Genomic DNA, 19257 nt, shown 5'->3' with positions numbered 1-19257 from the left:
AGTGCTCGACCTTCCCAAAGACCGGTCCGGGGCCTCCTCGGCCCGAGAAGACTTTTAGCGCGTGGGCTAGGCTAAGGTCGGAAGGTCATCCGGAATTGCTCTCAAAGGAATTCGAGGCCCGTGAATACCAGAAGAGGATAGCCGAGAACGCTGCATCTTCGAACACCCTGGTCGTGCTTCCCACAGGGCTCGGCAAGACGATGGTCGCGATCATGGTGGCTTCGGAGATACTACAGAAGTTCCCGAAGTCGAAGGTGATGGTCCTGGCTCCGACGAGGCCCCTGGTCATCCAGCACTTCGAGAGCTTCAGGAAGCAGTTGAACCTCCCTCAGGAGTCGTTCGTCGTTCTGACCGGAACAGTGGACCCGGGGGAAAGGGAAGGACTTTGGCTGACGGCACGACTGATCTTTGCTACGCCCCAGACCGTCTACAACGACGTCAAGCACGGAAGGGTGTCGCTCACAGATGTCGCCCTTGCGGTCTTCGACGAGGCGCACAGGAGCGTGAAGGACTACACCTACACAAAGTTGGCTGAGGCGTACCTTGAGCGCGCGGAGCATCCACTGATTCTTGGACTGACCGCGTCTCCAGGGTCCTCGAAGGAAAGGGTGAACGAGATCCGGAGGAGCCTCTTCATCGACCGCATCGAGGCGAGGAGCGAAGAGAGTGATGATGTGAAGGAGTACGTTGAGCAGACGAATATCGAGGCTATCAAGGTAAAGGTGCCTGACGAGTACTACGACGTGACCCTCAGGCTTAGGGAGCTCTACAACGAGAGGGTGAAGAAGCTGCTGTCGGGGGGTTTCCTCAGGTCGAACAGAGTGTCGAAGAAGGCCTTGCTTGCGGCGAGGATGACCATCTCCGCCAGGCTCAAGTCGGCCCAGGGAGGCCAGAAGGGGTACATCTTCGGGGCAATCATGAACCAGTCTCAGGCCGTAGTCATATTGCACGCGCTAGAGATGATAGAAACCCAGGGGGCGCCATCGCTTGCCAGGTATCTCAGGAAGCTCAGGGAGAGGACGGACACAGGCAAGTCGACGAAGTCCCTGTTGAAGGACCCAAGGTGGCTGAAGATCGAGGAAGAAGCCGAGGCGCTGAAGGCGGTCGAGCACCCCAAGGTGAGCGTGATGCTCGACGTGGTAAAGGGTCAGTTTGCCAGGAGGCCAGATTCCAAGGTCATAGTCTTCACTCAATATCGAGATACGATAGAAGACATCATTCGGGCCCTGGGCCGAGATGGGCGGGTCGCGCAGAGGTTCGTAGGGCAGTCTGACAGGGAGGGGAGCGAGGGGATGGACCAGGGGACACAGACACGGGCGTTGGAGAGGTTCACCCTTGGAGACTTCAAGATCCTCGTCAGCAGCAGCATCGGTGAAGAAGGGTTGCACGTCCCTGACGTCGACCTTGTGGTCTTCTACGAGGCCGTTCCATCGGAGATCAGGTACATCCAGCGGCGCGGCAGGACGGGTAGAACCACCGAGGGCAGGGTGGTCATACTTCTGGCCGAAGGCACCGTCGACGAGAGCTACTACTACAGCAGCCTGTCCAAAGAGAGCAGGATGAAGGAGCTTGTCAGGGAGGCCAGCGAGAAGCCCACGAGGAAGAGGCGGGCGAAGAGCCCCACTCTGATGGACTTCGTAGAATAGGTAGTCAGGTGCTTACTACGCCCGGCTTCCGACAGTCGAGACTTTGATCACGTTCGTGGTGCCCTTCATCCCTGGGGTCCCCGAGGTGACCACTATCCGCTCTCCCTTCTTGGCGAACCCGAGCCTTTCTGCGGCCTGGTCTGCCTTCGAGAAGAGCCAATCCGTCGTCTTCGCTTGCTGCACCACTACCGGAACCACGCCCCGGTACAACTTCATCTGCCTGACGATTCTCAATTCCGTACAGAGTGCCACTATCGGCTGCCTGGGCCTGTACATGGCGACCCTCCGGGCCGTGGAACCCGTCTGGGTGGGAGCCACGATCGCCTTCGCGCCCACGTAGTCAGCGAGCCTGCAGGCAGCGCGGCCTATGGCCTCAGCCGTGTCCCCTGTCTCGGCTTCTGTGCGTGACGTCGGTACGGCTTGGGGCATCTTCTCGGCGGAGCGGGCGATCCTGTCGAGCATCTTGGCCGACTCCACGGGATATTTCCCGACCGCCGTCTCGTCTGAAAGCATCACTGCGTCGGTGCCGTCAAGCACCGCGGTCGCGACGTCCGTGACTTCGGCACGGCTAGGGACGGGGTAGTTTACCATGCTGACGAGCATCTGAGTGGCGACTATGACGGGTTTTCCCACGCGATTACACTTCCCGATGATTTCCTTCTGGATGGCAGGCACCTTTTCGATCGGGACCTCGATGCCCATGTCTCCCCTCGCGACCATTATGCCGTCAGCTTCCGAAAGGATCGCGTCGAAGTTGCGGACTGCCTCACGCTTCTCTATCTTTGCCACAAGCATTGGTCCTCTCTGAGGCAGGTGTCTTCTCAGGGCCTTTAGGTCGGTTGGGGACCTTACGAAAGATGCGGCTATGAAATCGACGCTGTGCTTGAGTCCGAACCTCAGATGAGCGGAGTCTGCGGCTGTTGGATAGTCCACGTTCATCCTTACGCCGGGCGCATTGACCCCCTTCCCAGAGCTTAGGATTCCTCCAGCGAGTACCGTGCAAAGGACCCCATCCTTATCCTTCCCGTCGACCCTCAGCCTGATGAGCCCGTCAGCTAGGTGGAGGAGGTTTCCCTTCTCCACAGAATCCAGGAGGTTCGGATAGTTGATGCTCACCCGCGTCGAATCTCCGACGACTTCTGAAGAGGACAGTAGAAACTCACTGCCCCGCGTAAGTTCCGCTGCTCCATTCGCCATCTTGCCGACTCTGATTTTGGGGCCTGGCAGGTCCTGAAGGATGGCTACCGTCCTGCCCGCCCTTCGTGCCTCCCCCCTGATGGTGCTTAGGTCGCGGAGGTGGCTCTTGGTGTCACCGTGAGAGAAGTTGATTCTGAAGACGTCAACAATGGGGACAAGGCGACGGATAATCCTCACTGAGCTGCTCGAAGGTCCTACGGTGCAGATGATCTTTGTCCTCCTCATAGGGCAACGTCACCTGACTGATTCAATCTAAGCTTAGCGGACAGCCTTTGCCCGCGCTGGAGCGACGAGTCGCTTCTCCAGGTTCGCGTTGATCCAGTCCATTTGGTTCTCAGTTATCGTTCGAAGGTCCCTTAGGGCCGCCGTCCTTTCAGGCTCCGGGAGCTCCAGAATTTTCGACCGGAGGAACTCTGCACCGTCCCTGCTGCGGTTCAGGAATAGAGTCACAAGGGTCCTGCCTTCCATGAGGTCAGAAACCAGCCTCATTACCGCCCTTTCCTTTCCACCGAACGATGCCATTTCCGCCCTCATCGCTAGGAGTTCACCCCGGCCTGCATCAGTAATTGTATAGGCGATGCGGGAGGTCTTCTTCGACCTTTGTGAGTGCGTGACTAGCTTCTCGCGCACTAGGCTCTTGAGAAGAGGGTAGATGGTCCCCGGTCCTGGACGCCAAACCCCCTCGGTTTTCTCCTCAATCCGCTGCATGATGTCGTAGCCGGTCATCGGGGACCTCGAAAGCGCAGTGAGGATATACACCCGAAGGAAACCCCTTGGAATCGCCTGCGGATGTTTCCAATGTCTTGAGCTGGGGGCTGCCACTGTGACAGCCGGGGACTCCATGACCTCTTTTTAAGCTATCGCTATACGATATACATATCAGTATAGTATTCGATATGTTTATATCGGTTCTTCGGTCTGCGCCCTCGAATGGCCGAGACTATCAAGGTCGAAGACCTGGTTGAGATCTACTCAGACGGGACCAAAGCCGTCGACGGAATATCCTTCGAAGTCAACGAAGGGGAATTCTTCGGTTTCCTGGGCCCGAACGGCGCGGGCAAGAGTACTACGATAAAGGTGCTTACGACGCTCCTCAAGAAGACATCAGGCAAGGTGACCGTTGCGGGGTTTGACGTTGAGAAGCATGGTAACGAGATAAGGAAGCTAATCGGTGTTCAGAGTCAAGAGACGGTGGTCGACCCTGATCTTACCGGGAGGGAGAACATGATGCTCCAGGGACATCTCCATCAGATGGGGGGAAAGGACCTGGAGAATCGAGTGGTCGAACTCATGAATCTAGTAGGCATCGCGGATGCCGCAGACAGGAGTGCAGGTCATTATTCAGGGGGCATGAAGAAGAGATTGGACCTCGCATCGGCTCTAGTTCACAAGCCAAAGGTGCTTTTCCTGGACGAACCGACCACAGGTCTTGACCCACAATCGAGGGCCGCGATTTGGGAATACCTGTCCAAACTCAACAGAGAGGAGGGAATCACAATCTTCCTCACCACTCAGTACATGGAGGAAGCAGACAAACTCTGCCAAAGGCTCTACATTGTGGACCAGGGAAAGATAGTCGCCAGCGGGACCCCCGAATCATTGAAGCGCGAGGTCGGGGCGGACTCGATCACGATGACCCTCGAGAACGGAAGTGCGGCCTCGGAGACCAAGGAGAAGGCGAGGAAGGTCCTGGGGGGACTCCAAGGGATAAGCAAGATTCTCGATTCAGACGGCGGGCTCACGGTGTACGCGAAGAACGCGAGCCTCATAATAGCCGACATCGTTAGGACGTTTGACGCGAACAATATTCACCTCTCGTCAGTAAATTTCGCGTCCCCTACATTAGACGACGTGTTTCTGCAGCACACAGGAAGGAGGATCAGGACGGAAGAATTGAACACGAAACAGACTACCCGCGCTAGGTTCGGGGCAGCCAGAAGGCCAGTGAGACAATGAGCCTATTCTCAGACACCTACTATCTCTTCATTCGGGCCTTGAAGAAGCTCATTAGGAATCCCATCCTGCTCTTCTTCTCCCTTCTCCAGCCCATAATCTTCTTAGTTCTTTTCACACAGCTATTCTCGAAGTTTCCGCTAGCTGCCTTCGGCCTGGCGCCTGGTGTTTCTTATCTCGCATTTGCCACTCCTGGAATATTGCTTCAGAACGGGTTCAGCAGTGCGCTTCAGTCGGGTACGTCGATAGTTGATGAACTCAACTCAGGTATGCTGCAGAAGATTCTGGTGACCCCGGTCAACCGGTCAGCAATTCTGCTTGGGAGGCTTGTCACGGATGCGTTCAGAGTGCTTATCCAATCGGCAATCATCCTCGTGCTTGCATTCATCCTCGGGTTCAACGTCGCGACCGGGGTGGGTGGAATTGCTCTGATTCTCTTCATAATTGCGTTCTTCGGCCTCGCTTGGTCTGGCATATCACTCGCAATCGGACTACGAACGCGCAGCGCTGAGACGGTATTCGGGATTGGTGGCTTCTTGACATTTCCTCTGCTGTTCATGAGCACCGCTCTTGTGCCTACGAAGGCGATCCCCGACTGGATGGCGAGCGTCTCAAGGGTCAATCCGATTAGCATCTCGGTCAATGCTATTCGAGACCTATCTCTTCCCAACTCGGTGGTTGGTGGAGACATAGTCTGGGCTCTGGCCGTGATCACGGGTATCGCCATCGTCACTCTGGGCGCAACGCTCTACCTCTTCAGGAAAGTTGTAACATAGGAGAAATGGCGACATGTCAGGACCCTCAATCGAAGCGGCGAATCTCTCAAAGTCCTTCGGTTCCTTCGCGGCCGTTTCGAGCCTCAACCTGAAGCTCGAGGGCACCAAGTGCATCGGATTCCTCGGTCCCAACGGCGCCGGGAAGACGACGACCATGAAGATGTTCACAGGCCTGATAAAACCAACCCAGGGACGGGCGATGATCAACGGAGTGGAAATCCGGGATGACAAGAGGAAGGCTCTCGCTTCGTGCGCGTCACTAATCGAGACCCCGGAGATCTATCCCTCTCTCACCGCCAGAGAGGCACTGACCATGCTATCAGAACTGAGAGGCGTCCCGAAGTCAGAGAGAACCAAGAGGATAGACGAGGCACTTGGGAAGGTAAAGATGCAGGAGTGGGAGGATAAGAAGGTCGGGAGCTTCTCGAAGGGGATGAAGCAGCGGGTCAACGTGGCATCCACCCTGTTGAGCGACCCTCAAGTGATTATCCTTGACGAACCCTCAACTGGGTTGGACCCCAGGGGAATGAGTGAAGTCAGGGACATTGTAAAGTCTCTCGGGAACAGGCTCGTCTTCATGAGTTCCCATCTCCTGAGCGAGGTCACCGATGTATGCCAGGAAGTCGCGATGATAGACCATGGCAAGCTCCTCGTCTACGACACGATTGGCAATGTGACAGCGAAGTTCGCCGGAGATGGAGGAGCAGCTGAGGCCGGCTTCTCCCGAGACGTGGACGAAGCGATCCTGTCCAAGATATTGCACCTCGAGGGCGTGGAGAAGGCCCAGAAGACAGACGCGAGGCACCTCAGTATTAGGTTCACGGGAGGACTCCAGGCTCAGGAACGCCTCTTCACCAGACTTGCAGACATGAACGTCGGCATCGTGAGCTTCCGGGAGACGTCGACTGGCCTCGAAGACGCCTATCTCAAGCTGATCAAGGAGACTCTGTAAGCACCATGTCGACAGAGACACAGAGCGACTACGCGCGGGTCAGCACTCTAAACCATGTCATGATAATGACGAAGTACGCCTTCTTGAACTATTTCAGGGCAAGGAGGTTCTACGTGATGCTCGCCATCGTCTTGCTTATCAGCGGCCTCCTCACCTTCGCCATCGGATACTACAGACCCGCGGGAATCCTCCTGAGCGTCCTGGGATTCTACGGAGCGGGGTGGGGGAGCTTTTCAGGTTTCGTAGTGATACTTTCGACAGCCTTCTTCGGGGGGGACGCTATCTCAAGCGAGTTCCAGAACAGAACTGGGTATTTCTTGGTTCCCAATCCGATAAGAAGGTCAGCGATCTATGTGGGGAAGTGGCTGGCTGCGCTCGCGGCTTCGACGATAGTTCTACTGGTATACGCCGCAATAATCATTGCGAACGGCATCTATTACTTTGGACCCACAGTGCCCTGGGAGTTCCTGCAGTCAGTCGCATTCGCATGGATCTACCTCATCGCAGCGCTCTCTCTGGCCTTCGCGTTCAGTTCGCTCTTCAAGAGTAGCTCCATCTCAATCCTGATGAGCGTCATACTGTTACTCTTTGTATTCAACGTCGTCGACACGATCTTCTCCACCGTCATCGGCATCGAGCCGTGGTTCTCGATCACCTACGGAGCCGGGATCGTATCCAACATACTTACATTTCCGTTCCCACAGCACTTCTCGACTGCGTCCTTCGGTGGGCCCGGAGGGCCGGGGAGGTTCAGCATTTCAACCTTCAATGCCACGGTTCCTGAAGGGCTTGTGATAATGGCGGCCTACTTCGTCATATCAGCCGCGCTGGGCCTATGGCTCTTCGAAAGGAAAGAGTTCACGTCCTAGAGTCGAAATCAACCGCTGGTTAGAAGGAACTCCTTCACTTTCCCGTCGGCCAAGTTCACCAACGCCCCCCTGAGCATCCCGTCCGCGTATTCGCTCCCGGGGTTCATGCACAGAGTCCTTCCAAGGCGCACGAACCCTTTGGATTCATGGATGTGTCCGTGGAGACCTAGCATGGGAGCGTGCTTCTCTATGGACTCCCTGACCGCCGAGCTCCCTACATGTATGAACTTGATTCCTAGTCCCTCCTTGACGTACTCGAAGTCTTTGGAGACGGCCGGCGCCCTGTCCAGTTCGGTGTTGATCGGGGGGACGTGGAGATTGAAGATTGCGGTCTGGGGCCGCTGGACCTTAGACGCAAGATTCTCAATCATCCTGCCAAGTTCCGGTTCGCTTACCTCTCTCGGGCTCTTCCAGGGCGTAGGGTTGGCGTAGCCGAGAGTTATCATCTCGAAGCCGTTCTTGAGCTCGACAATCCGGTTCTCGGGGTTCACTAGGTGTCCCGAATCGACGAGGAACGAGTCGATCTCAAATTTGTCGTCGTTCCCGGGAGAGATGTAGCATATGATCTCGGTGCCCTTCAGGCGCTCCTCAAGCAACAGGACCCAGGACCTGAGGACCGAGGCCATGGCCTCGTTGAACACCTTTTCTTCCTTCGCCTTGTCCGACTGTATCTCCAGGACCTCGCTAGGGGTGGCCACGAAGGAGTATTGGCCCGCGTCTGAAAGGAACTTCTGAGTCTCCTGGAGACGACTTCCCTTGATCGTAGAGTCCTCCCCGAACAGACGGAGCGTGTAGGTTCCGTCCGGGTTCTCTACTATGGGCACCATCACCTTGCCGGTGATGTCCCCTCCTAGAATGAGAGTGTCGGCCTTGTAGACCTTGGCTGCATTGAGGAACTTCCGGAAGCACTTCTCAGACCCGTGTACGTCGGTGATGAAGAATAGCCTGGGCACGTTGGACTCCGAAGTGCCGTCAAATTCCTGTAGATATTTAATGATGTTTTCTCAAAAACCTGTTAATTCCGAATCCTCCAATCCTGCCAGCACATCACGGACTAGCCGTGATTCTTGAGGCTGGACCGCGTAGAAGGCTAGGGTCCTTTGAAGCGCAGGTTCTCGCAGAAGAAGGCGTTCTGACCTGATTCGTCGAAGCTAAGGTGTTCGCTCACGATGCGCATCGTCTTCGTCCTTGCTGCCTTCGCCTTTTTCCAGATGAAACCCGTGGGAACATGCACCTCGGTCTGGACCTCCGCTCCCGAGACCGCATCTCTGAAAGGTTCCACCTGCACCTCCAGGACACCCGGAACCGAGAAGCTGCTCGACTTGCCAGCAATCTTGTACTTCAGGTCAACGAATTCGGTGTCGTGGACGTACTTCAGGGTGGTGGCGAAGATGGCGAATGGCCCGTTGCCCTTGGCCATTCCCTTGAAGATCATGTCTATGGCCTCCCTCTGCTTCGGAGTAGCCTTCTCGCTCGAGTAGAGTTGCATGGTCCCGCTCCCTTCGTGAATCGCCTTCGGCCAGGATGCGACATAAACCACCGGGAGACCGTCAAGGACCGTGTCGCCATAGAAGCCTTTGTTGATCTTGTAGAGAACGAGCGCCCTGCAGAACCCGTCGGTGGGGTGGCCGCTGAAATTGCAAGGGCATCCGAAGGTGCAGTTGCACGTCTCGACGTAGTCAACTTGGATTTCCCACTTCGGGATCTGGACGGTCTTTGTCAGGGGTATCCTAGCTGGCACGTGCGACCATGGAAGCTAAGAGGCAATAATTATGCGTTTTGTTCGGAGAGGAAACCCAGTACATGCTTCCCTCTCGACGCCTGCACAGCCCCGATGAGCATCCCCGCGCTCCAGGACTGGCCGAACTGGCCTAGGGGCTCTCCTGTCTTCCCATGGATCCACTCGTTGAACCCAATCTTCTCGTCCTTCCTGCACAAGGAATCAGCCCTGGCGAGACTCTCGAGCTCCGTGGATGCGTAGTCGATGCCCATCTTGCTCAGGGCAGCCACGTGCAGACCGCCAATGAACGGCCAGACGGCACCGTTGTGGTAGGCGTAGGGGCTGCTCCTGTGCTGTACGGGCAGGGAGGAGTCGAACGCCCTGTCGAAGCTCACCCCCTCGCCTCGGTATGGAGGGTCGAGGCACCTGGTCGGGTATGGTTTCGAAAGGCGCCGTGAACTCATGTTGGCCAGTATGGACAGGGACGTTTCTGTGCTCGCCAGGCCTGAAAGGATGCAGAGCAGGTTGGAGAGAGCGTCGAAGTGAATATCAACCCTGGAGAAGGAGACGTAGTGAAGGTAGTAGCTTTGGGAGAAGTTCAGAGGCTTGGCTCCCCTGAACGCGCCCGACAGCCTCGGCCAATAGGCTGCGATCCTCGCAGGGCTCTCGAATTCCGGCAGGAAGACGTCGTTGAACCTCTTCTTGAGTTCTGACGGGTCAATCCAGTACGGCTTCGCGATGGATAGCCTGGAGGCCGAAAGGAGGAGCGCCATGGAGTGAGCGGCGATCAGGAAAAGCGAGTTGTTGTAGAGGGTCTTCCCCGCCCGCTGGACGGAAGCGTCCATCCAGTCGGCCCCCGGGGGAGAGTCGATCAGCCATGAGTTGTTGGCATCCTGGTACCTGAGCCACTTGAAAGCAGCGACTGCAGCGTCGAGAGGCTCCTCGAGGAGGGCCCGGTCCTCGGTCGCGCGGTAGAGGCTTGCGAGACCAATGATGTACCAGCAGGTCGAGTCAGTGGAGCCGGAGTACCCGTACTCCGGGCCATCGGTGACCAGGTCGTAGAAGTTGGCGATCTGGCCCATGGGCGAGGCGGTCTTTGCGAAGGTGGAGACAGTGGTTTTGGCGCACCTCATCAGTCTTGGGTCTCCTATCAAGTTCGCCCCCAGGAAGCTGATGAACGCGTCCCTCGCCCAGATTTGGTTGTAGTATGCCGCTGATGTCCTCAGCCCTTTCTCCACTGCGTTCTTGTGGAGAACGTCCAGAGCGCGGCCGAACATGTCACCTGCTAGATTGGCCAGACCCTCGGCCCCCTAGGTGCTGGCTTCTACGGCGCGGGTTATGCCCTCGAATATCTCGCCCACCTTCTTTGCTGCGAATCCTCGAAGGACAGTCGAACCGAGACCGGCCATGACGCCGCCGATTTCGGCATCGGCAGACCATCTCATGGTCGTAGGGCTCTCACCTTCAAGATTGAAGACACTGGTGATCTTCATGGTGCTTCCGCTTCCTGACCCCTCCGCCATCAGGGTCGCCTTAGAGGGCGGTTGCATGTCCGTCAGCCTAAGCTTCACGTTGAGCCTACTGCTCACCACGGCCAACCTGAGTTTGAGTTTCGCTTCAAGGCTCGACCCGTCAAGGACATGGACGTCTTCTGCGTCGGGAAGGGTCTTCGCGAGGAAGTTCGGGTCGGTCAGGAGACCGAAGACCGTTTCGCGGCTCGACTTCATTGTGTTGGAGCCCTCCAGGTGGATTTGCATATCTCCCAGTCGACTCCTTCGCAGTATAAGGCTACTTGTAGGCTTCGAAGTCCTTGCCTAGGATCGAGGAGGCGATCTTCAGCTCCATGATCTCGTCGGTCCCCTCGTAGATGCGCGCGACCCGGGCGTCGAGGAAATGCTTGGCCACGGGAGACATTATCGAGTATCCGAAGCCACCGAAGACCTGTACCGCCCTGTCCGCGGACTCGAACGCTCCCTTCGAGGCCATGTACTTCGCAACGGCTGAGAGCCGGTCTGCGTCCCCCCTCAGGGCAAGGTTCTTTGTGTCCTTTTCGTATTCGTCCTTCTTGATCGCGGCCCTGTAGACGAGCCACCTACATGCCTCCAGATTCGATTCGATGAAAGCTATGTGCTTCTGAACCAGCTGGTGCTTCCCGATCTGCTTACCATGCTGTACTCTCGAGGACGCCCTCTCTTTGACTTGGTTGAGACAATCCTCCATCACGCCGATGCACCCCGAGCCGATCCCTATCCTCCCGTTGAGGAGGGCGGAGTAGGCAACCGCGAGCCCTTTTCCTTCCTGCCCCAGCAGGTCCTCGCTGGCGACGAAGACGTCCTCCAGCGATAGCAACGAGGTGTCCGAGGTGAAGAGCCCAATCTTCTCGTCCAACCTCATGTCTACGTAGAATCCCTTCTGCTTGGTGTCGACGATGAAGGCACTGGGACCCCCGCCTCCCTGTTTCGGGTAGGCGAAAATGATTACGTTGGTCGCGATTGACCCGTTTGAGATGAGGTACTTCGAGCCCGTCAGTCGATAGCCCGCTCCGTCTTCGGCGTAGGTTGTCTTCATCGAAGTAGGGTCGCTCCCCGCTTCGGGCTCGGTCAGACCGTAGGCAAGCACGGCCTCCCCCGAGGCAGCCTTCGGAAGATGACGCTGTTTCTGCTCTTCGGACCCCCAGTCCTGGATGGCGAGGCTGCCCAGGCACTGATGGACGTCGGCGAAGGTGATCACTCCCATGCCCGTTTGCCCCATACGCTCAAGGAAGAGCGACTGGACGAGCTGCCTCGCCCCCCTCCCGCCGTACTCCTCGGCGATGGGCACTCCCATCAGGTTGTGCTTCTTGAGGACCAGAGCAGTTTCCGGGTTGTACTTCCGTGCGACATAGGACTCGAACTCCGAGGTGACGAGGTCGTTTGCGGCCGCGTCGGCGTCCTCCAGGATGGCCAGCTCCTTCTCCTTGAGGCCGATGAGCCTGGAGACCTCGTCAACGGATGCCCGAAAGAGAGGTTCCATGCCGGTGCTACAAGCCGAACGAGTCGTCTCTTTAACCATCGCGGATTGCGAAGCAGGCTTTTCTATAGGTGAAGGCCGAGTTGCGACCATGAAGATTGAGAAGGCGGGAGACTTGATCTTCTGGACGTACTTCATGATAGATTGGCAGAAGGTAAAGCAGAGTCCTTCGGACCAGAGGTGTGCAGAGTGCGGGACGATGATGAACAAGTCCGAACAGGCCGTCGATTCGAAGGGACAGGCCTACGACGGATACGTGTGCCATAAGGACAAGCGGCTGATCTGGATTAGAGCGGGCTAGGCGCCCGTGGGGCCCTCCCTGAACCCCTCTCCGTACCTGTGGGGCCTGGACAGGTTCTTGGCCAGCTTCTTCTCGAACACCTCATCTAGGTTTGCCTTCGGGTCAATCAAGCGCGACGCATCGAGGACGTAGAATATGACGTCTATCAGTTCCTCGATTGTCTCCTCCTTGGGCCTGCCCTTCTTCCAGGAGTCTCCCGCTTCACCGAGCTCGATGAATGCGAAGAGAAGCTTGTTCGGGATCTCGTCAGGCGTGTTGCCGAAGCTCTTCTCCTCGACGAGTTTTCGAACAAGGGCCTTCGCCTCTTCTAATGTCGGCATGGCATCACCTCGGTAACACACCCCGGCTCTTGCGTTCATATTCATAAAGGATGTTGCAATTCGCGCACCTGATGTCGAAGTCTGCCCTGTTTCGCTTGCCCTTTATGATATCTCTATATGCTTGTACGGGGTTATTCTTGAAGTCTTTCGTCCCACCACCATACTTATGGTTGATCTGTAGGAGTCGAATGTCACAAATACCACAATTGCTGCAGACTCCACCTAGTATCCCAACTGCCTGGTGGCGTACTTTGTCGTAGTTGCGTCGGCGAGTTCTGAGCCACACTTGGTAGTGTTCGATGTGACCTGGACTTGGGCATGAAGGTTGGCGTCCCAGACGTTGACATGACGGACACTTCCATCCCCTTCTCGCCACAGATGAGCCACGCTTCTGTTTGTAGCCGTGCTAACGCGCTTATCAGGATTCAGATAGAGGTAATAATTGCACCAGGGGACTTACGCGAAACTATTTCCTTCCTCAGGACTGGAGGTTTGAGTGCTTATGCTCTCGGAACTCAACAGCTTCGCGCCTGGGAGCAACTACCTGTTGGTAGTAACGACAGACTCCTGTCAGTGTGCAGGAGCCGCAGTGAGGTCCGACAGGCTTGCAGGTGGTCTGGCCGAACCTCACGAATAGGTCGTTCAGGTCCAACCAGTACTTCTTTGGAACCGTCTTGACAAGCTCGGCTTCTGTGTCTTCGGGCTCTCTTGTGCTGACCAGGCCCAGCCTGTTTGAAATCCTGTGGACGTGAGTGTCGACTGGTATCGCGGGCTCGTTGAAGGCGTAGACCAGAACGCAGTTGGCGGTCTTCCTCCCGACTGAGTGAAGCTTGAGCAGGTCATCCATCCTGTGCGGGACCACCCCTCCGAATTCCTTGATGAGCTGTCTTGAGACCCTGATAATGCTCTTCGTCTTCACGTTGTAGAAACCCGACGGCCGTATGAGTTTCCTGACGGCGCGCGGGTCGGCGTGGGCCAGCTCTTCGGCCGTCCTGTACCTTGAAAACAGGTTTTCAGAAGCCTTGGCAGTGTTTTCATCTCTCGTCCTCTGCGAAAGGATCGTGCCTATCAGTACCCGGAAGGGGTCTCCCTCCTCGACGTCCTTCAGCTCCGCCAGGGCAGTCGCCCGCTTATCCTTTGAGCCGTAGACCATCATCCTAATCTTCCGGAGTGTGGTCGGGATGTTCAGGCTCTGTCTGTGGCCCAAGGCTCCTTCTTGTACCATCTTGCGATTTCTTCACAGGTCGTCCTGCTGTTGAAGACAGGGGAATAGCCGAGTTGCTTCCAGCCAGACTGCGCTTCGATTGCAAGGGACGCCTTGAGCTGTTCAGAGGCGTAACTGCCAAGGAGAGACTTCGAGAACAGGCCCTCTTTGCGCACTTCGGCCTCTGCCCCCACCGCGGTGACTAGCTCCCGGGACAAGGCCTCGGGGGTAGCGTCGAATGACTTCACCAGGTACAGGGAGCCGGATGGAACCTGGCCGGTGGCTGCCTTGTACATCGCCTGAGCAATGTCCTGCGGATGAGAGAAGGACATGGAACTCGACCCCGGGAGCACCACCTTCCCCGACTCGATCATGCGAAGCAGGGGGATAGTGAGGGACTCATCGCGGGAGCCGACGGCCCTTGCCGCACGGATGATGACCACCCTCAGGGACGGGGTCCTCTTCGCAGACTCGCCCAGGATGCGCTCCGCTTCGGCCTTCCCCTTTTGGTATTCAGTGACGGGCTTGACTGGGCTGGATTCTGAAAGCTCCCTCGTACCGAAGCCGCAGACGTCCAATGTGCTTAGGTGGATGAGGGTCTTGACTCCCAGCTCTGTCGCGACTTCCAGGAGGTTCAACAGACCTTCGGTGTTGACCTCCACAAAATCCGTGTCAGAGTCGGGCATCGGGGACGCTATGTTGTAGATCGTGTCCGCGCCCTCCATCGCCTCGTGGAGTGAGTGGTGGTCGAGCAGGTCGGCCTCCATCCCCTGAACTCCGCTCGCGTCCATGATCTTGAGGTGCGAACCCTTCCTGAAGGTCCCCTTCGAGATCTCCCCTTGCTGGAATAGGTACTCAACGATATGACCGCCGACGAAGCCAGTCGCGCCCACGAGTAGGTTCAATCGGATTCACCGCTCCGGGCTTACGCCCATGTGCTTGTGATGATGGTGTTCATTCTTGCCCGGCCTGGCATCGAAATCGCCCCGTACAAGTCTGAGCTGGACGTCTTCCTCAAATTTGTTGAAGTCACCCACCATCGACGAGAGTATCTTCTTTGCGGCAGGTGAGAACTGCGGCGAGAAATTCTGACCTCCGAACCGGCCGTAGGCGACACCGGAGAACCGGACGCGGTTGCCGTCCAGCTCGACATAGCCTCTTATCAGGTTGGCCACCTCGCCCTCGCTGACGTAGTCAATCACGATGTTGTAACTGGGAAGGCTCAACTTCTCCTTAGCCCCGCCGTGCAGCGCTTTAAATCAAGTTTCGCGCGGTTACATCTCGAAGTCGGGAGGCCTGTAGCGGGCCTGCACCATCTCCTTGAGAGAGGTGACGAGGGCGAAGCTGGAATTCACGATGTCAGTCTGGGTGACAATCCCGACGAGCGTGTCCCCATCCATCACTGGAAGCTTCTTCACACCAGCCGTTGCCATCAGCTTGGCTGCGACCTCAAGTCTTTCTCCGGGTTCGACGGTCACGAGCTTCTTCCTCATCGCGGCAAGCGGAGTCTTGGTGGGGTCGGCACCCTTTGAGACGAACTTCGAGACATCGCCCTCGGTTATGATACCGACCGGCTTCTTGCCTTGGACGATCACCAGGGACCCGATCTTCCACTTCGCCATTGCCTTGGCGGCCTCGACCATGTTAGACTCGGAGGATATGGTGCGCACTGAGGAGGTCATGACGTCCCGCACGTAGATCAAGATACTACCGGACCACCAGGACGGGGCACTCGGCGTCGTGGACAAGACCGCTGGAGACGCTCCCCATGATGAGCCGCTTGAAGCCTGACATCCCGCGGTTGCCGACGACTATGAGGTCCACCTTCTCGTTCGTGGAATACTCTACCAGCGCAGAGAGGGTTGAGCGGGCCTCGAGAAGCTCCCCTTTGGCCTTCACGTGCCAGGTCTCGGCAACTTCGAGGCCTTCGCTGAGGACGACGAGCCCATCCTGTTTTGCAAGGTCGGCGGCCTCACCCATTTCTGGAAGGGGCATGGTGGACCCGCTGGCGTAAACAGGGATGGGGACGGTGTAGACGTGGGCGATGATCAGGGACGCCCCGTACTTCTCCGCGAGGGAGCACCCTATGTTGAGTGCCCGGAGGGAGTCACTCGAGCCATCGAAGGCTACCAGTATCCTTTCGATGTGCGGCTCGCGAATGTCCATGGTTCGCTGATTCGGTCGTTCATATTTAACGAGTAAACCCGATTCCCAAGGATGGAAAACGTCTCATCGAAGGCGAAATCCCAGACCTGATTATCAAGGAGGAAAATCGTCTTCCCGTCTTAAATATGCAGACATTCGAATATGGCCTATAGGAACGAAATAGAAAATGCAAGAAATACAAGGCAAATGGGCGGGCAGATTCATCTGGGCCGCCGTCATCCAAGGACTTGCAGCAACCATCATCACCATCATGGTCCTCGACCCCCTCCAGTACGTCACTGGTACAGCTAGCTACTTCTCGCCAGCAAGGGTAATCGCCGGCGGCAGCGGGGGAACCTGGTTCTTCACAGGCTACATCTCCTACATGGTCGTCGGAGTGGTCGCCACTGCGGTCACTGCCATCTTCTACTTCTACATTGAAGGGATCAAGGGCAGAGTCTACAGGGGCTACACTAACCTTCTTGCCTGGGGTCACCTTCTCTTCATGAACATCGGAGTCGCGGGCGCGATGTTCCTGATGATGTATGGGGGCTACATGGCAGGGTGGGGAATGACTGCTGCGACCTCAGGCGGCGGAGGTCTCAACCCTGGGCAGGTCCACGAACAGATACTTGGATGGATGACTCAGCCGATAGGCGCATTCATACTGCTCGCTGCAGTTGGTGCCCTTCTCGGCGGACTGGGATACATAATCAGAAGCAGGACAAAGTAGTCCTGCTTCCTCTTTGTTTTTCCGCGAAAGCTTGACAGATACGTTTCAAGAGGACATTCTGGGTCCCGGAATTCATCCCTCCATTCGTATCGGTTCCCAGGGGTGGCAATCATGAGGGGTCCTTATATCGACCAAAGGAATCTGTCTGTTTTGGCCGAAAGAGTTTGATCGCGACCCCGAGAGGACCTTGGCACGCAAGATTCAGAGTCGCCTTCTACGTCAATGCCTTCGGAGCGCTCGTGTGGACGGTGCTCATGGTCTTGCCGTTCGCCCCTTTCACTTACCTGCCTCCCATAATGGTCGCGGGAGGGCCCGGCCAGTGGCTTGTCGTCGCCTACGTCCTCTTCGTCTCGGTGGGAGCGGGTGGGTTCGCCTGGCTCGCCGGGCTCCTGCGGACAATTGAGATCGAAGAGAGCCGCCGTGTCGAACCGTCTTTGATGTGGCCCGGGTTTGTCCTGATGTATTTTGGAGTAACGGCAAGTTGTGCTCTCCTTGGCTTCGCGGGCGCAATCGGCGGGTACGATTCGACCCTCAGCGGAGGGCCAATCAACCAGGTCCACGACGTCCTCTCGCCATTCCTGAATCCGGTGACATTGACCGTCCTGACTGGGGTATTCGGTGCGTTTCTCGCGCTCCTAGCAATGATTCGTGCTAGGGGCCCTTGAATTGCATGCGGGGCGCCGGGACCCACTAGCAAGGCTCTTCAGGTTAGCCCTGACTCTCTGGTGTGCAGTCTCGCTTGCTACAGTTGCGGGCGTCAGCGCGATAGTGCCCAAGTCCGAAGGAAACCAATACTCTGGTGCCTCCTGGGGGGTGGGGGTCGTCGTACCGGACGGGGCGGGTCTCTCCGGTGGTGCGGCGGTGTCCTGGGCGAGCACGAGGAACCTGACAGCGGTCGTGCAAATCCCCAGCCTCGTCAACGTTACAGCTGTGACCTATGCGATTGTCTCCCTTATGACACAGGACGGCTTCGTCCTCCAGGCTGCGGTCGGAGTGTACCCTGGCAACTCCACTTGGCTTGCCTACTCGATGTTCATCGCCGAGGTCAAAGCGAATCCCCAGACCTATCACTGGGTCCTCAACTCGAGCCTCCCGCGGATGTACCCTGGCGACAAGGTGGCAATCTCAATCTTCCTTTCGCAGACTGAGGGATGGAGCTTCATGGTCAGGAACCTCGACCGGGGGTCCATGGTCCAGCAAGATTTCGGCGCCGGAGCGGTCCAGGCTGTCAGGAGCGGGGACCAGGAGGTCTTCGCCCTGGAATCCTATGCCAGGGACGCAGCCACCTTCGAGAAGATGGGGAACCTTACACTTGTTTCCGTTATGCTCGACGGAAGGGACCTTGTAGGAGGTTGGTACTCCTACGGCGACTGGGACGCAAGACACAACCCCCTGGTGGTGGTGGGAGGCGCGACGCCCCCCCAGTTTATTGCCTTCACCAAGGGTCAGAACGCACTTGGATCCTGGACCTACAGGGGGGGATGGAGCGGGGTCAGCCAGGAGTATCCGTTCGGCGCCTGGACCCTTTTGGTGGTCACGACCGTTGCGGCGGTAGCGATCGGAGCGGTGGCGGCCTGGCGATTTCTCAGAAATGAGAGGCCAGAAGCCGAGCCCCGGGACGGCGAGCCTTCCACCGAGAATCCTGAATAGACTCAAATAAGGTAAATGTGGCTTTCATCGCGTTTGGAAATCACAGACCCTGCTAGGACCCAGTCGCTGGTGCAGGGGCTCGCCGACGAGTACTCCAGGAAGATACTTCTTTCTGCCATCCCGGCGGCCAAGTCGGTCGAGGACATGAGCAGGGAGAATGACATCCCACTCAGCACTTGCTACAGGAGGGTCCACGAGTTGCTGGACGCGCAGATCCTCGTGGTCGAGAAGATAATCGTGACCCCCGACGGGAAAAAGTACGAGCTCCTCAGAAGCGCGTTCAGGGCTGTGAGCATCAGCTTCGAAGGGGGCGTAATGAAGGTGGATGCCACCGTCAACGAAGACGTCGCCGAGAAGCTCAGGCGGCTATGGCTGAGCATGAGGGTGGCGAAATGATTGTTCACGATGAATCTCGGCTTCCAAGCTTTAAAGACCAGAAGAGGGGGTGAACGATGAGAATTGGACTTAGTCTACCTTAGCGCTGCGCAGGGGCTCATACTTGTACTTGGTGGCGTCGTCGTCTTCTACGCCCTTCGGTCCTACTCTAGGACCAAGAGTCGTGCAATGCTTCTGTTGGGACTTGGCTTCGGCTTTGTGACTGCGGGCGCGGCGATTGCAGGTGTGCTCTTCAACGTGGCCGGCGAGGACCTTACCACGGTGGAATCGCTTCAGGCTGCGAGCCAAGCGATAGGTTTCTTCATCATAGTGTTTTCGCTGACACAGACCAAGGACTAGGGTCGGATTGGTCCCCGATCCCCAGTCGGGTTGCGGGCATGAAGGGC

The 19257-nt window shown here is 57.1% G+C and carries 24 protein-coding genes; 11 read left to right on the top strand and 13 right to left on the bottom strand.

Annotated elements, in window-relative coordinates; genetic code table 11:
- The first annotated feature begins 95 nt into the window (after positions 1–95).
- The gene (locus OK438_03785; GenBank protein MDA4124555.1) at positions 96–1646 is read left to right on the top strand and encodes a DEAD/DEAH box helicase family protein; all 1551 of its coding nucleotides are present in this window, start codon (positions 96–98) and stop codon (positions 1644–1646) included.
- A gap of 15 nt (positions 1647–1661) precedes the next feature.
- Here the strand turns inward: OK438_03785 and pyk are convergent, their stop codons facing one another.
- Positions 1662–3068: a pyruvate kinase gene (gene pyk / locus OK438_03780; GenBank protein ID MDA4124554.1), complete on the bottom strand. Its 1407-nt coding sequence runs from the start codon at positions 3066–3068 to the stop codon at positions 1662–1664.
- A gap of 33 nt (positions 3069–3101) precedes the next feature.
- Complete coding sequence (locus OK438_03775; protein ID MDA4124553.1) at positions 3102–3665, bottom strand: PadR family transcriptional regulator; 564 nt, start codon at positions 3663–3665, stop codon at positions 3102–3104.
- A gap of 108 nt (positions 3666–3773) precedes the next feature.
- Between OK438_03775 and OK438_03770 the strand changes: the two genes are divergently transcribed.
- From OK438_03770 to OK438_03755, 4 genes are read left to right on the top strand one after another with little or no spacing between them, the layout of a single operon-like run.
- The gene (locus OK438_03770) at positions 3774–4799 is read left to right on the top strand and encodes an ATP-binding cassette domain-containing protein (GenBank protein ID MDA4124552.1); all 1026 of its coding nucleotides are present in this window, start codon (positions 3774–3776) and stop codon (positions 4797–4799) included.
- Positions 4796–5572, top strand: a complete 777-nt coding sequence (locus tag OK438_03765) for an ABC transporter permease (GenBank protein ID MDA4124551.1) — start codon at positions 4796–4798, stop codon at positions 5570–5572. Before OK438_03770 ends, OK438_03765 begins: the two co-directional genes overlap by 4 nt.
- Before the next feature lie 13 nt (positions 5573–5585).
- Positions 5586–6524 carry an ABC transporter ATP-binding protein gene (locus tag OK438_03760; GenBank protein ID MDA4124550.1) on the top strand — a complete coding sequence of 313 codons (939 nt, stop codon included), beginning with the start codon at positions 5586–5588 and terminating at the stop codon, positions 6522–6524.
- A 5-nt stretch (positions 6525–6529) separates the two neighbouring features.
- Positions 6530–7393, top strand: a complete 864-nt coding sequence (locus OK438_03755) for an ABC transporter permease (protein MDA4124549.1) — start codon at positions 6530–6532, stop codon at positions 7391–7393.
- Between the two features lie 8 nt (positions 7394–7401).
- Here the strand turns inward: OK438_03755 and OK438_03750 are convergent, their stop codons facing one another.
- The 5 genes from OK438_03750 to OK438_03730 all read right to left on the bottom strand — a co-directional run bounded on the left by OK438_03750 (position 7402) and on the right by OK438_03730 (position 12125).
- The gene (locus tag OK438_03750) at positions 7402–8346 is read right to left on the bottom strand and encodes a metallophosphoesterase (GenBank protein MDA4124548.1); all 945 of its coding nucleotides are present in this window, start codon (positions 8344–8346) and stop codon (positions 7402–7404) included.
- Between the two features lie 137 nt (positions 8347–8483).
- Entirely contained in the window at positions 8484–9134 is a 651-nt protein-coding gene (locus OK438_03745; GenBank protein ID MDA4124547.1) for a DUF1326 domain-containing protein, read from the bottom strand.
- A 29-nt stretch (positions 9135–9163) separates the two neighbouring features.
- On the bottom strand, positions 9164–10390 hold the full coding sequence (locus tag OK438_03740) for a hypothetical protein (GenBank protein MDA4124546.1): 1227 nt from the start codon (positions 10388–10390) through the stop codon (positions 9164–9166).
- A 33-nt stretch (positions 10391–10423) separates the two neighbouring features.
- The gene (locus tag OK438_03735) at positions 10424–10870 is read right to left on the bottom strand and encodes a carbon monoxide dehydrogenase subunit G (protein MDA4124545.1); all 447 of its coding nucleotides are present in this window, start codon (positions 10868–10870) and stop codon (positions 10424–10426) included.
- 31 nt (positions 10871–10901) lie between these two features.
- Positions 10902–12125: an acyl-CoA dehydrogenase family protein gene (locus tag OK438_03730; protein ID MDA4124544.1), complete on the bottom strand. Its 1224-nt coding sequence runs from the start codon at positions 12123–12125 to the stop codon at positions 10902–10904.
- Positions 12126–12213: 88 nt separating this feature from the next.
- Between OK438_03730 and OK438_03725 the strand changes: the two genes are divergently transcribed.
- Positions 12214–12423: a hypothetical protein gene (locus tag OK438_03725; protein ID MDA4124543.1), complete on the top strand. Its 210-nt coding sequence runs from the start codon at positions 12214–12216 to the stop codon at positions 12421–12423.
- Here OK438_03725 and OK438_03720 read toward each other — a convergent pair.
- The 6 genes from OK438_03720 to OK438_03695 form a co-directional block, all read right to left on the bottom strand.
- Entirely contained in the window at positions 12420–12743 is a 324-nt protein-coding gene (locus OK438_03720) for a hypothetical protein (GenBank protein ID MDA4124542.1), read from the bottom strand. The two genes, OK438_03725 and OK438_03720, sit on opposite strands and share 4 nt — an antisense overlap.
- Before the next feature lie 478 nt (positions 12744–13221).
- Positions 13222–13899: an endonuclease III gene (locus OK438_03715; GenBank protein MDA4124541.1), complete on the bottom strand. Its 678-nt coding sequence runs from the start codon at positions 13897–13899 to the stop codon at positions 13222–13224.
- A 29-nt stretch (positions 13900–13928) separates the two neighbouring features.
- Complete coding sequence (locus OK438_03710) at positions 13929–14852, bottom strand: NAD-dependent epimerase/dehydratase family protein (GenBank protein ID MDA4124540.1); 924 nt, start codon at positions 14850–14852, stop codon at positions 13929–13931.
- A gap of 6 nt (positions 14853–14858) precedes the next feature.
- Complete coding sequence (locus tag OK438_03705; GenBank protein MDA4124539.1) at positions 14859–15173, bottom strand: hypothetical protein; 315 nt, start codon at positions 15171–15173, stop codon at positions 14859–14861.
- A gap of 48 nt (positions 15174–15221) precedes the next feature.
- A complete protein-coding gene (locus OK438_03700; protein MDA4124538.1) occupies positions 15222–15641 on the bottom strand; it encodes a CBS domain-containing protein in 420 nt (139 codons plus the stop codon).
- 13 nt (positions 15642–15654) lie between these two features.
- On the bottom strand, positions 15655–16113 hold the full coding sequence (locus OK438_03695; protein ID MDA4124537.1) for a universal stress protein: 459 nt from the start codon (positions 16111–16113) through the stop codon (positions 15655–15657).
- A 166-nt stretch (positions 16114–16279) separates the two neighbouring features.
- On the opposite strand from OK438_03695, the gene OK438_03690 reads away from it, so the two are divergent.
- From OK438_03690 to OK438_03670, 5 genes are all read left to right on the top strand, one after another.
- Positions 16280–16825 (top strand): hypothetical protein, encoded by a 546-nt coding sequence (locus OK438_03690; protein ID MDA4124536.1) that lies wholly within the window; start codon positions 16280–16282, stop codon positions 16823–16825.
- A gap of 260 nt (positions 16826–17085) precedes the next feature.
- Positions 17086–17490, top strand: a complete 405-nt coding sequence (locus OK438_03685) for a hypothetical protein (GenBank protein MDA4124535.1) — start codon at positions 17086–17088, stop codon at positions 17488–17490.
- Between the two features lie 103 nt (positions 17491–17593).
- On the top strand, positions 17594–18475 hold the full coding sequence (locus OK438_03680; GenBank protein ID MDA4124534.1) for a hypothetical protein: 882 nt from the start codon (positions 17594–17596) through the stop codon (positions 18473–18475).
- 33 nt (positions 18476–18508) lie between these two features.
- A complete protein-coding gene (locus OK438_03675) occupies positions 18509–18871 on the top strand; it encodes a hypothetical protein (protein ID MDA4124533.1) in 363 nt (120 codons plus the stop codon).
- Positions 18872–18934: 63 nt separating this feature from the next.
- Positions 18935–19210, top strand: coding sequence for a hypothetical protein (locus OK438_03670; protein ID MDA4124532.1), 276 nt, complete (start codon positions 18935–18937; stop codon positions 19208–19210).
- Positions 19211–19257: the final 47 nt, after the last annotated feature.

Source organism: Nitrososphaerota archaeon, from assembly GCA_027887005.1.
Classification (GTDB): domain Archaea; phylum Thermoproteota; class Nitrososphaeria; order Nitrososphaerales; family Gagatemarchaeaceae; genus UBA183.
This window is presented reverse-complemented; position numbering and strand designations above follow the sequence as displayed.